Below are 12,893 nucleotides of genomic sequence, written 5' to 3' on the forward strand. Positions count from 1 at the left end.
CTTCAAGCTCCTTCGTTTGGTTTTAATGCAGAAATTTTCAGCTCAAGCGCCGCCAGTTGCTTGGCCAGCGCACCAATATTGCCAGCGCCCTGAGTCAGCACCACGTCACCGTCCTGTAATACGTCAGCCAAAGCTGCAGGTAAATCGGCCGGGCCTGCCACATAAATCGGGTCTAACTGGCCACGGGCACGGATAGAGCGGCATAAGCTGCGGCTGTCGGCGCCAGGAATGGCCGCTTCACCGGCTGAGTAGACTTCCAGCAGCAGCAACACATCGACGCCAGACAACACTTTGGTGAAGTCTTCGTACAAATCGCGGGTCCGGCTGTAACGGTGTGGCTGGTACGCCATCACCATGCGGCGTTGTGGCCAGGCACTGCGGGCAGCAGCCAGGGTCACAGCCACTTCACTTGGGTGATGGCCATAGTCATCGACAAGCAGCACCTTGCCGCGGCCGGTGTCAAACTCACCGTATTGCTGGAAGCGACGGCCAATACCTTCAAATTTGCGCAGTGCGGCCAGAATGGCATCTTTGCTGATGCCTTCGTCGGTAGCCACGGCAAAAGCCGCTGTGGCGTTTAAAGCGTTGTGGCGACCGGCCAGGTTCAGCTCAATCGAGTGACGCTGACCTTGCGGGTCCTGAATATCAAAACGGCTTTGGGTGCCAGTCTGGCTGAAGTTGCTCAGCACATAGTCGGCGTCTTCGCTAAAACCGTAAGTAATCACCATCCGGCCAATCTGCGGAATAAGCTCACGCACCACAGGGTCGTCGATACAAACCACGACTGCACCGTAAAACGGCAGGTTGTGGCAGAACTCCAGATAGGTCGATTTCATCTTTTCGAAATCGCCCTGATAAGTGTCCATATGGTCAGGTTCGATATTGGTGATCACAGACGCCATTGGCTGCAAATGCAGGAAAGAAGCATCGCTTTCGTCCGCTTCGGCAATCAGGTAACGGCCTGAACCTAAACGGGCATTGGTGCCGGCAGAATTGAGCAAACCGCCAATCACAAAAGTCGGGTCTGTGCCGGCTTCAGCAAAAATAGAGGCGATCAGGCTGGTCGTCGTGGTTTTGCCATGGGTGCCCGCGATAGCAATGCCATGACGGAAACGCATCAGCTCCGCCAGCATCTCAGCACGGCGCACCAGGGGAATACGCTGCTCAAGTGCAGACGCCACTTCCGGGTTGTCGGTTTTAATGGCGCTGGACACCACCACCACGCTGGCCCCCTGAATGTTTTCCGCCGCGTGGCCAATGAAAATTTGTGCACCCAGCGCCGTTAAACGTTCCACCACAGAGTTGCTGGCAATATCCGACCCAGAGACTTTGTAGCCTTCATTCAGTAACACCTCGGCAATACCCCCCATACCGGCGCCACCTATCCCAACAAAGTGGATACGGTCGACCCGGCGCATTGCCATTTTTTGTTGTGTTGTTGTACTCATTTCGTGTTACCTGCTAACTCACGGCAGACTCTGACTACTTGTTCTGCCGCATCATCTGTGGCGGCACGACGGGCGTTTTGTCCCATCTGTACCAGCGCTGTTTTGTCCTGCAACCAGGGCTGCAGTAAAGGCACCAGGGCGCCTTGCATTAATTCGTTTTGTTTCAGCAGTACAGCGCCTTGCTGCTGCACCAGAAAATTGGCATTGGCGGTCTGATGATCGTCAATGGCCGATGGCAGCGGCACAAAGACTGCCGGTAAGCCGGCACACGCCAGTTCGGACACTGTTAAGGCACCGGCGCGACATACCACCAGATCCGCCCAGCCATAGGCCTGTGCCATATCCTGAATAAAAGCGTCAGAGCGCGCTTGCAGCCCAAGCTGCTGATACTGCGCCTGCACGTCGGCCGCATCGGCCTGGCCTGTCTGATGCCAGATCTCCAGCGGGCCTTGGGCCGATAATTGTGCAAACTGCTTGGGCAATTGCTGGTTAAACACCTGCGCCCCTAAACTGCCACCCACCACCAGCACCCGCAGCGGCAAACCGGCAGCTTTGCTTTGGCCAGCCAAAGCCAGCACTTCTTTGCGCACAGGGTTGCCCACCACCTGGCCTTTGCCTAAACCGGCCAGCGCTTGTGGAAAGGCCACCAGCACTTTCGCAGCCAGTCTGGCCAGCAATTTATTGGTGGTGCCTGCCACCGCATTTTGTTCATGCACCAGCAGTGGAATGCCTGCCAGATAAGCCGCCAGCCCACCAGGGCCGCTGGCATAACCACCAAAACCCAATACCAGTTGCGGCTTCAGTTGACGGACTAAAGCCTGGGCCTGAGACAAAGAACGCCATAACATCAGCGGCGCTTTCAGTAAGGACATCAGACCTTTGCCACGCAAACCGGCCACTGCAATGCTGTGAAAGGCATAACCAAAACCTGGCACCAGTTTGGCTTCCATCCGGTCGGCTGTGCCCAGCCAGTGCACAGTCCAGCCTTCGGCTGTTAATAAATCGGCCACAGCTTTGGCCGGGAAAATATGCCCGCCCGTGCCACCTGCCATCACCAGTGCGACTTTAGCCATGAGGAGCACCGCCGATGGCCTGGCGGCCTTTAAGCCGCACTTCAAAATCAATCCGTAGCAGTAAGGCGGCGGCCACACACATAATGATCAAACTGGAACCGCCATAACTGATAAAAGGCAAGGTCAAGCCTTTGGTTGGCAACAGACCGCTGGCCACACCGACATTGACGCAGGTCTGGAATACAATCCAAATCGCCAGTGCGTATGCCAGAAAGCCATGAAAACTCATACCTTTATTTAAGGCTTTGTTCGCCATCCACAGCGCACGGCACACCAGCATAAACAGCAGGCTCAGCACCAGAGTGACACCCACCAGGCCGGTTTCTTCGGCGATTACGGCAAAAATAAAGTCGGTATGGGCTTCGGGCAGGTATTCCAGCTTTTGCACGCTGTTGCCCAGGCCCTGACCGAACCAGCTGCCACGGCCAAAGGCCATCAACGACTGCGTCAGCTGATAACCACTGCCAAAAGGGTCAGCCCATGGATCCAAAAACGCGGTCACCCGGCGCCAGCGGTATTCGCTGTACACAATCAGCACGCCAATAGCAGCCAGGCCGGTGAAAATCAGCGCAAAGAACTGCCAGAGTTTGGCGCCAGCTAAAAACAGCAGCACCACAGAGGTGGAGAACATCACAATCACGGTGCCAAGGTCTGGTTGCATCAGCAGCAACACGGCCAAAATAAACAATAAAATCAATGGCTTCACAAAGCCTTTCAGGTTTTCCCGCACCTCTTCATGACGGCGCACCAGGTAGCTGGACAAATAGACAAAGAAAAACAGTTTGGCTGGTTCGGCCGCCTGAATATTGATAGGGCCAAGCGCCAGCCAACGGGTGGCACCATTGACGTTTTTGCCCAGCAGCAATACCGCCATCAGCGAAATCACCGCAAACATCAGCAGTAACAGGTTGGTGTTGTGCCACCAGGACACCGGCACATTCAGCACCACATAAGCCGCGCCAAAGCCTGCCACCAGATACACCAGATGACGCAAGGTAAAATACAGCGGATTGCCGTACAGACGCTCAGCCACAGGCACTGACGCACTGGTGACCATAATCAGGCCGACACAAAGCACCAGTACCAGCAAGGTCAGAAACAGCCGGTCATAACTGTTGATTTCGTCGCGGCGCCACCAGTTGGCTAACCACTGGGTGGGTGATGGCACGAACTGCAACACGCGCTGTATCATAACCACACCTTCTGCACCGCCTGAGCAAACTGCTCGCCGCGGTCCTCATAGTTCTTAAACATATCCAGACTGGCGCAGGCGGGCGATAACAACACCAGATCACCTGGCTGCACTAAAGCGGCCGCAGTTTTGACTGCCGCTTGTAAATCTTTGACTTGCACAGCACCAGGCACTAAAGCCGCAATGGCCGGACCATCCTGCCCCAGCGTAATCACCAGATCCGTCTCTGTGTTCAGCACCTGCGCCAGTTCCGTAAAATCGGCGCCTTTGCCATCACCACCAGCAATCAGCACCAGTTTGCCTGTGACTTCAGGCCGTAAACCGGCAATAGCGGCCAGGGTTGCGCCCACATTGGTCGCTTTGCTGTCATTCACCCAACGTACGCCCTGATGGTCGGCTACTAACTGGCAACGATGCGGCAAGGCATGGAAAGTACGCAGCGCCTGTACCAGACCTTCACGGCTGGCACCAGCCTGCAGCGCCAGCACACAACTGACCAGCGCATTAAACTGGTTATGGCTGCCAACCAGCGTCATCTCACGCACGGCTAATAACGGCTGACCGTCCACCTGCAACCAGGCGTCGCCCTGATGCTGCACGACGCCATATTCGGTCCCATTCAGGCTGAGCTGTAACTGCGCGACAGCAGACTGGCAATACGTCAGCGGATCCGCCTGATTGGCAATGGCCAGCTGAGTGCCCTGGTAGACTCGTTGCTTGGACGCCGCATAAGCCGCCATAGTGCCGTAACGGTCCATATGATCTTCAGTCACATTTAAAATGCAGGCGGCTTTGCTGTGCAGCGACCAGGTGGTGTCGAGCTGAAAACTGGATAACTCCAGCACAAACACATCGGCGTCTGAGTTCAGCGCGTCCAGAATAGGCAAACCGATATTACCGGCAGCCAGCGCATGCACACCTGAGCACTGCAGCATAAATTCGGTCAGTCGGGTGACAGTTGATTTACCGTTGGCACCTGTAATCGCCAGCACCGACTTGCTATTGGCTAAGGCAAAGAGCTCAACATCGCCTATCAGCTGAACCCCTTGTGCCAGCGCAAAGCGGATCGCCGGGTGTTTCGGGTCCAGCCCAGGGCTGACCACCAGCACATCCATTTGCGCCAGCCGGTTCGCGTCCAACTCACCCAAATAAATGCCGTCTACTTTATCGGCCGGTACCTGCTCCAGCCCCGCCACCTTCAGGCGGGTATCCATTAGCACAGGTTTGACGCCATGTTTCAGCAAATAGCGCACCGTCGCCAGACCTGACAGGCCCAGCCCAATAACGGCAACACGTTTTGACTGAAACAATTTCGTCGTCATCTGTTATCTCAACTTCAGGGTGGCCAGGCCAACCAGTACAAAAATCACCGACAGGATCCAGAAACGCACAATCACGCGCGGCTCCGGCCAGCCTTTTAATTCGTAGTGATGGTGAATAGGCGCCATGCGGAAAATACGCTGGCCACGCAGCTTGTAGGAGCCCACTTGCAGGATCACCGACAGGGTCTCCATCACAAAAATGCCGCCCATGATAAAAAGCACAATTTCCTGCCGTACCAGAATGGCGATGACCCCGAGCACAGCGCCCAGCGCTAACGATCCCACGTCACCCATAAAGACTTGCGCCGGGTAAGTGTTAAACCAAAGGAAACCTAAACCTGCACCTATCAACGCAGCACAGACCACCACCAGTTCACTGGCTTGTGGCAGGTAAGGAATATTCAGGTAAGCAGCGAAGTTCACGTTACCGCTGGCATAGGCAATAATGGCGAAGGCGGCAGACACCATAATGGTCGGCACTATGGCCAGGCCGTCCAGACCATCAGTCAGGTTGACGGCATTACTGGTACCAACAATCACGAAGTAACATAAAGCGATGTACAACATGCCCAGTTGCGGCAGCACATCTTTTAAGAAGGGCACCACCAGGCTGGTTTCAGCCGGACGGTCGGACGTGGCATACAGAAAAAACGCCACCACCAGCGCAAACAGCGACTGCCAGAAGTATTTCCATTTGGCGATCAGACCTTTCGGGTCTTTACGCACTACTTTGCGGTAGTCATCAATAAAACCAATCCAGCCGTAGCTGACCAGCACAAAGATCACCACCCAAACGTATTTGTTTTCCAGATTGGCCCACAGCAACACAGACGCCAGCACTGAGCCCAAAATCAGCAAGCCGCCCATGGTTGGGGTGCCTTTTTTCGAGAAATGGCTTTGCGGGCCGTCATCACGCACTGTCTGACCAATTTGCAGTTTCTGCAATTTGGCAATCAGCTTGGGGCCTAAATACAGGCTCAGCATTAATGCGGTCAGAATGCCTAAGATAAACCTGAAGGTCAGGTAACTGAATACGTTAAAGGCGTTGATATACTGAGTAAGAAATTCAGCTAACCAGACTAACATGGGTGACTCTCCTGCTGACTACGTTCTAGCAAGTCCTGTACGACTAACTCCATTTTGGCGCTACGCGATCCCTTCACCAGTACAGTTGCCTGCGTCTGTTGGTCTAACAGCGGGCCGAGTTTCTGGATCAGTTGTTGCCGGGAGCTGAAATGTGCACCCTGGCCATTAAATAAATCACTGGCGCTCTGTGATAACACGCCAAGGGTGAATAACAGGTGAATTCCTTTTTGTTTGGCATATACACCCACTTCTTCGTGGTAACGCCGCGCGTCCGCACCCAGTTCACCCATATCGCCAAACACCAGTACCTGGTAGCCCGGGTAAGTGGCCAGCAAATCAATAGCGGCTTTCACCGACTCCGAATTGGCATTGTAAGTGTCGTCAATCAGCCGCAGCGCAGGTGTCGCCTGAATCACATTAATACGGCCTTTCACCGGTTTCATCGACGCCAGCCCCAGCTGAACATCCGTCAGGCTGGCCCCCAATTGCAGCACGGCGGCAGCAGCGGCCAGCGCATTAGCCACATTGTGTTTGCCCGGTAACACCAGTTGAATCAGCACCCGGCCTTGTGGGCAAACCAGGTCAAAACCGGCGCAACCCTGCTCGTTCAGCACAATGTTTTCTGCGTAGAAATCCGCCTGTTGTGTTGCGCTGAAGGTCAGTACTTTTTTATCGCCAAGCCGTTTCAGCCAGTACTCAGCAAACTCGCTGTCCAGCGGCACTACAGCGGTGCCTCCTGCTGGCAAGGCACCGTAAATTTCGCCTTTGGCGCGCGCCACGCCAAACAAATCACCAAAACCTTCCAGATGCGCCGCACCGACATTGGTGATCACGGACACGGCAGGCTGTGACAAACCTGCTGTGTACGCAATTTCGCCTAAATGGTTAGCGCCCAGCTCCATCACCGCATGGGTATGCTGCGCGGTCAGTCGCAATAAAGTCAGAGGTGCACCAATGTCATTATTGAAATTACCGGCCGTCGCCAGCACATGACCGATGTTGCCCAGAATGGCGGCCATCATTTCTTTGACCGTGGTTTTCCCGACACTGCCGGTCACTGCTACGGTTTTTGGGTTCACTTTTTGCCGCACAGCGGCGCCCAAAGCGCCCAGTGCCAAGCGGCAGTCTTTCACCAGAATTTGCGGCACAGCAACGTCCAGCAACTGCTCGACCACCAAAGCGGCTGCACCTTTGCTGATCACATCAGCCGCAAACTGGTGACCGTCAAAATTCGGCCCTTTGAGCGCAATAAATAAGTCACCGGCCGTGATAGCCCGGCTGTCGGTGCTGACACTTTCAATGCCGATGTCAGCGCCATGCAACTGGCCCTGAACTGATAAAGCGATCTCTGCTGTCGTTAAGCGGATCATAAGGACGGCTCCGTGACCAATTGCTGTACAAATGCGCGTTCGTCGTAAGGGATCACCGAAGTACCGATGATCTGATAATCTTCATGGCCTTTACCGGCAATCAGCACTAAATCACCGGCTTTGGCGGCTTTCAGGCTCTGGGTGATCGCGGTTTTCCTGTCGGCAACGATCTGGTACTTGCCGCTGCTGCAACCGGCAGCAATGTCGGCACAAATTGCCAATACGTCTTCGGTGCGCGGATTGTCTGCGGTAATCACCAGTTGATCGGCCAGGCGTTCAGCAATAGCGCCCATCAAAGGCCTTTTGCCTTTATCTCGGTCACCACCACAGCCAAATACCGCCCATAACTGACCTTGGGTATGGTTACGGCAGGCGAGCAAGGTTTGCTCCAGAGCATCTGGCGTATGGGCATAATCCACCACTGCCATCACCTGAGTGGATGCCTGATAAAACTGCTCGATACGGCCCGGCACACTGACCAGCTGGCTCAGCGCCCGCAGCACGGCCGGCAGCGGATGGCCCAGCTGCACCATAGTGGCAGCCGCTGCTAACGCATTTTGAATATTAAATTCACCCAACACCTGCAATTGCACCAGCTGCGCAGTAGCGGCACCACCTAAACGGCTGTGCAGCACAAACTGATAGCCGCGTTGGGTAATCGCCAGCTCGTCGTACGCCAGATACTCGGCGCTTTGCTGGCAATCGTCCAGACGGCCATAGACCAGAACAGGCAATGAAGTGCTACGGGCAAGTTCCTGGCCAAAGGCATCGGACACATTGATCACAGCACGGCGTGACAGCTGCGGGGTAAACAACCGCGCTTTGGCAGCACCATACGCCTGCATAGTGCCGTGGTAATCCAGATGGTCACGGGTCAGGTTGGTAAACACCGCCACTTCAAAGTTCAGACCGGCTACCCGCTGTTGGTCCAGCGCATGCGACGACACTTCCAGAGCCATTAACTGACGGCCTTGCTCGCTGCTCAGCGCCAGAATGCGGTGTAAGTCAGCTAAATGCGGCGTGGTGTTATTCAGCGGCGTCAATTGCTGGTAATGGCCATAACCCAGAGTGCCAATCACACCGGCCTGGCCGCCCAATAACTGCATCAGCTGGTTAATAAAAATTGCGGTACTGGACTTGCCATTGGTGCCTGTCACCCCCACCAGCTGTAGCTGCGGGTGTGGGTAATAGGCTTCAATCAGCGCCGTCAGCTGAGACATAAGTGCTGGCCACACCAAAACACGCGCATCATCGACTGCAGCCGGCTGGTTAGTCAGCACCAGCGCAGCACCCTGGGCCAGCGCTTGAGGAATAAAATCATTGCCATGGGTTTTGGTGCCTGGCAGCGCCAGAAACACATCACCTGCAACCACCTCTTTGCTGCTGACACGCAGGTCCGCCAAAGGTTGTTGTGCCAGTGTCTGCGGCAGTTCCAGCCCAAAAGCCGTTAACCAGGAAGCGGCGGTATTAACCTGCATGGTCGCCTCCAGTCACTTGGGTAATGCGGCTGTCATTGGCATCCGGGGCAATATTCAGCAGTTTTAACGTGGCGCCCATCACAGCACCAAACACCGGGGCCGCGACTTCACCACCGTAATAATAATCGCCGCTTGGCTCGTTAATAATCACAATGCAAGCCAGACGCGGGTTAGAAATAGGTGCGATACCAACAAAAGAGCCGATGTAATCGTCGCTGTAACCACGGATACCGGCTTTTTTGGCAGTACCGGTTTTGCCGCCTACCCGGTAACCAGGGACTACAGCGCGTTTACCACCACCACCCGGGCCAACGACGGCTTCCAGCATGGTCCACATATTTTCAGCGTTTTGTTCAGACAACACCCGCTCACCTGGCGGCACTTTGTCTTGTTTGATAATGGTCAAAGGCCGCAGTATGCCGCCATTGGCAATAGCTGCGTAGGCGCGCACCAGCTGCACCGCATTGACGGTAAAGCTGTAACCGAAAGAGACGGTTGCCAACGCGTGTTCGCCCCAGCGTTTTTGTTCACGCAGCGTACCTGGCGTTTCACCGGTCAGACCTAATCCGGTTTCCTGACCAATGCCCATTTTGTAATACATACCAAGGAACTTATCGACAGGTAAGTCGAGTGCCAGGCGGCTGACGCCGATATTGCTCGATTTACGCAAAATGCCGGTTAAATCCAGGTCACCGTAACCAGCGATATCGCGTACCAGGCGGCCACCAATACGCACCGGGCCATAACCGGTGGAAATCACGGTATCCATAGTGGCAGTGCCGTTTTCCAGTGCAGCCAGCACAGGTAAAGGCTTGATGGTGGAACCTGGCTCATAGGTGTCCGTAATAGCGCGGTTGCGGTAACGGCCCGCATCTGAGTTTTTACGGTTATTCGGGTTGTAAGACGGCGCATTGGCCATCGCCAGCACTTCGCCAGTGTGCACGTCCACCACCACCACAGAGCCTGAAGTCGCCCCATATTGCAGCACCGCTTTTTTCAGCTCGCGGTAAGCCACCGCCTGAATACGCTGGTCGATACTCAGTTGCAGGTTTTTCGAGGCTTCACCGTCCGTTTGCTTCAGCACTTCAATTTCACGGCCTTTGGCATCTTTACGTACGGTTTTGGTGGCTGGTGTGCCGGTCAGGTAGTCATTAAACTGCCGCTCAATGCCTTCCATGCCCTGCTCGTCGACATTGGTAAAACCGAGCAAATGCGCTGTGACTTCGCCAGCCGGGTAATAACGGCGGGATTCCTGTTTAAAGGCAATGCCAGGGATTTTCAGCTGGCGAATGTAATCCACAGTGGCAGGGCTGGCCTGGCGCTGCAAATACACAAAACGTTTGTTGTCGTCCGAACCAATTTTGGCGGACAGCTGTTGCGGCGTCATGCGCAACATTTCGGCCAGCGCATGCCAGTGGCGCTGATCAATTTTGTTTTTATTACGCAGCACCAGCTGCGGGTCAGCCCAGATCGACTGCGACGGCACGCTGACCGCCAGCTCTTCGCCATGCCGGTCCAGGATCATGCCACGCATGGCCGCATCCGCTTTAACCCGCAAGGTTCTGGCATCCCCTTGCTCTAACAGCATCTCAGGCTCAATCACCTGCAGGTAAGCCGAGCGGATCACCAGTGCACTGAACACCCCAAGCAACGCAACTATTACAAAAGCAAAACGCCAACTGATGACAGCTGGCTGTTGATTCTTCTTGGCCTGACGTTTAGGCGTAGCGGCTTTGGTGGGCTTTTTGATCATTGCTGCACCACCACTTCCTGCGCCCCGTAGGGTCGGACCATATCGAGCTGATTTGCAGCTATGTCCTCCACCCGGCTGTGTTCGGCCAGCGCACGTTGCTCCACCAGCAGGTTACGCCATTCCATTTCCAGACTGTCACGCTGTTGCAGCAGCTTGTCTTCGGTGATCGTCAGCTGACGGTTCATATGGGTAAATTCCACCACCGCCAGCGCTGAACCCAGACAAGCCAGGATCAAGCCAATCACCAGCTTATGGCGCCAGATATCGGCCAGAATTAAACGGTTCAGCTTAATGGCACTCATGCAGTACGCTCCGCAATGCGTAATACGGCGCTACGGGCCCGTACGTTCTGCGTCAGTTCCTGCTCAGACGGCATAATGGCTTTGCCAATCAGTTTCAGCGGCGTATGGCGTTTGATCTGATCTTCGGTCAGCGGCAAGCCTTTTGGAATGGCCGGGCCTTTGCTATGCAGCCGCATAAACTGCTTCACCAGCCGGTCTTCCAGTGAATGGAAACTGATGACTGTCAGACGACCACCAGGTTTGAGCACAGTGAGCGCCGCTTCCAGTGCGGTTTTTACCTGCTCCAGTTCACTGTTGATATAAATACGGATGCCCTGAAAACTGCGGGTGGCCGGATGTTTTTTCTCTTTCGGGCTTTTTGGCACCACAGCGCTAATCAGGCTGGCCAGCTGAGCGGTGCGGGTAAAAGGGGTTTCGCCACGTTTTTCGACTATGGCATTGGCAATACGCCAGGCGAATTTTTCTTCGCCGTATTCGCGCAGCACAAAACTGATTTCTTCCACATCGGCTTTGGCCAGCCAGTCGGCGGCAGACAAACCACTGGTCGGGTCCATCCGCATATCCAGCGGACCATCCCGCATAAAGCTGAAGCCTCGTTCAGCGTCGTCCAGTTGCGGCGACGACACGCCTAAATCCAATAAAATGCCGTCGACCTGGCCAGTGATTTGCTGTTGTTCAGCAATGGCGGCCAGTTCAGCAAAAGCGCTGTGAGTGATATGAAAACGTGGGTCAGAGGCGAAGGCTTTGGCCGCCTCAATAGCCGTTGGGTCGCGGTCAATGGCAAAAAGCCGGCCCTTGTCAGACAGTTTGGATAAGATCACCTTGCAGTGACCGCCACGGCCAAAGGTACCGTCCAGGTAAATCCCGTCTGGTGTGATGGCTAATCCGTCGATGGTCTCGGCCAACAGGACGGAAATATGGGCGCTTTGATCCATCAGAGTACAAAGTCCTGCAGCCGTTCTGAGAGCTCGGCGTCTGCTGGCAGATCGCGTTCAAGGGCCATATCGTCAGCCACCCGGCGATTCCAGATCTCTTCGTCCCAGATCTCAAATTTGTTTAATTGACCGACAAGTCGGATGTTTTTGCTTAAATTGGCGTGACTTCTCAGCGGTGCCGGCAATAAAATGCGGCCGCTTTTGTCCATGTCACAGTCGGACGCATGGCCGATCAGCAAACGTTTGAAACGCAATTCCTGGGCATTTTGGTTAGACAGCCGTTGCAGTTGCTCAGCGACATCTTCCCATTCTGGTAGCGGATACAGCAGCAGACAGGGATCTTTAATGTGGATGGTGCAGACCATGGCACCATTAGCATCGGCAAAAAGGCTGTCACGGTAGCGCGTTGGCAGCGCTAACCGTCCCTTCTCATCCAATGTTAATGAAAACGAGCCACGAAACATTTTTTATCCCACTTGTTGTCGTTAGATCCGTGAATTTGATCCACAAATACCCACAATTCTCCACTAGCAGACAGTTTAGGGCTGTGAATGAAAGCTTGTCAAGGCAAAAACCATGTGAAGCGATCGGCGCAGATCCAGTAAAAATGCGGCTTAGCGCGAAGATCCTGATTTATGTGGGGAAAAGTGGAAGAAAAAAACGTAAAAAAAATTATAAATTCCTCGAACCGCTACGCGTAACCATGACATTCAGACCAGTTTCAGTCTGCTTGCGACCAACTGAAAATGGCACATGCCTGGCAACGGCAAGAAATGTTGCTCAAGCTAATGATTTTATTGATGAATATAAAATGAATAACAGGATATAACCCTGGCACTGCAGAAGAAATGCCCGGCATTTTTTTAGCGTCCAGCCAGCAACATCTGCAGGAGTACGCGATAAAAAAACGCCAGACACAAAGTAAGCGAACACT

12 protein-coding genes are annotated in these 12,893 nt (G+C 54.4%); 1 reads left to right on the top strand and 11 read right to left on the bottom strand.

The genetic code is table 11. The features are described from left to right. Positions 1–2: 2 nt before the first annotated feature. Genes murC through mraZ form a run of 11 tightly spaced genes read right to left on the bottom strand, consistent with a single transcriptional unit; the run spans position 3 to position 12,423 of the window. The gene (gene murC, locus ACFO3I_RS13880; protein WP_377334862.1) at positions 3–1,448 is read right to left on the bottom strand and encodes a UDP-N-acetylmuramate--L-alanine ligase; all 1,446 of its coding nucleotides are present in this window, start codon (positions 1,446–1,448) and stop codon (positions 3–5) included. Further along, positions 1,445–2,521, bottom strand: a complete 1,077-nt coding sequence (gene murG, locus ACFO3I_RS13885; RefSeq protein ID WP_377334864.1) for an undecaprenyldiphospho-muramoylpentapeptide beta-N-acetylglucosaminyltransferase — start codon at positions 2,519–2,521, stop codon at positions 1,445–1,447. The genes murC and murG overlap by 4 nt, the downstream gene beginning before the upstream one ends. Beyond that, on the bottom strand, positions 2,514–3,713 hold the full coding sequence (gene ftsW / locus ACFO3I_RS13890) for a cell division protein FtsW (protein ID WP_377334866.1): 1,200 nt from the start codon (positions 3,711–3,713) through the stop codon (positions 2,514–2,516). The genes murG and ftsW overlap by 8 nt, the downstream gene beginning before the upstream one ends. Beyond that, on the bottom strand, positions 3,710–5,035 hold the full coding sequence (murD, locus tag ACFO3I_RS13895) for a UDP-N-acetylmuramoyl-L-alanine--D-glutamate ligase (RefSeq protein ID WP_377334868.1): 1,326 nt from the start codon (positions 5,033–5,035) through the stop codon (positions 3,710–3,712). The genes ftsW and murD overlap by 4 nt, the downstream gene beginning before the upstream one ends. A 3-nt stretch (positions 5,036–5,038) precedes the next feature. Beyond that, complete coding sequence (gene mraY / locus ACFO3I_RS13900) at positions 5,039–6,121, bottom strand: phospho-N-acetylmuramoyl-pentapeptide-transferase (RefSeq protein ID WP_377334870.1); 1,083 nt, start codon at positions 6,119–6,121, stop codon at positions 5,039–5,041. After that, positions 6,115–7,491, bottom strand: coding sequence for a UDP-N-acetylmuramoyl-tripeptide--D-alanyl-D-alanine ligase (locus ACFO3I_RS13905; protein ID WP_377334872.1), 1,377 nt, complete (start codon positions 7,489–7,491; stop codon positions 6,115–6,117). The genes mraY and ACFO3I_RS13905 overlap by 7 nt, the downstream gene beginning before the upstream one ends. Beyond that, positions 7,488–8,969 (bottom strand): UDP-N-acetylmuramoyl-L-alanyl-D-glutamate--2,6-diaminopimelate ligase, encoded by a 1,482-nt coding sequence (locus ACFO3I_RS13910; RefSeq protein ID WP_377334874.1) that lies wholly within the window; start codon positions 8,967–8,969, stop codon positions 7,488–7,490. The genes ACFO3I_RS13905 and ACFO3I_RS13910 overlap by 4 nt, the downstream gene beginning before the upstream one ends. Beyond that, the gene (locus tag ACFO3I_RS13915) at positions 8,959–10,722 is read right to left on the bottom strand and encodes a penicillin-binding transpeptidase domain-containing protein (RefSeq protein ID WP_377334876.1); all 1,764 of its coding nucleotides are present in this window, start codon (positions 10,720–10,722) and stop codon (positions 8,959–8,961) included. The genes ACFO3I_RS13910 and ACFO3I_RS13915 overlap by 11 nt, the downstream gene beginning before the upstream one ends. Continuing rightward, entirely contained in the window at positions 10,719–11,024 is a 306-nt protein-coding gene (gene ftsL, locus ACFO3I_RS13920; RefSeq protein WP_377334878.1) for a cell division protein FtsL, read from the bottom strand. The genes ACFO3I_RS13915 and ftsL overlap by 4 nt, the downstream gene beginning before the upstream one ends. Then, complete coding sequence (gene rsmH / locus ACFO3I_RS13925; protein WP_377334880.1) at positions 11,021–11,959, bottom strand: 16S rRNA (cytosine(1402)-N(4))-methyltransferase RsmH; 939 nt, start codon at positions 11,957–11,959, stop codon at positions 11,021–11,023. The genes ftsL and rsmH overlap by 4 nt, the downstream gene beginning before the upstream one ends. Beyond that, a complete protein-coding gene (mraZ, locus tag ACFO3I_RS13930) occupies positions 11,959–12,423 on the bottom strand; it encodes a division/cell wall cluster transcriptional repressor MraZ (RefSeq protein ID WP_377334882.1) in 465 nt (154 codons plus the stop codon). Before mraZ ends, rsmH begins: the two co-directional genes overlap by 1 nt. Before the next feature lie 83 nt (positions 12,424–12,506). Between mraZ and ACFO3I_RS13935 the strand changes: the two genes are divergently transcribed. Further along, on the top strand, positions 12,507–12,788 hold the full coding sequence (locus ACFO3I_RS13935; protein ID WP_377334883.1) for a hypothetical protein: 282 nt from the start codon (positions 12,507–12,509) through the stop codon (positions 12,786–12,788). Positions 12,789–12,893: the final 105 nt, after the last annotated feature.

This window comes from Rheinheimera marina (genome assembly GCF_042654345.1).
GTDB lineage: Bacteria > Pseudomonadota > Gammaproteobacteria > Enterobacterales > Alteromonadaceae > Pararheinheimera > Pararheinheimera marina.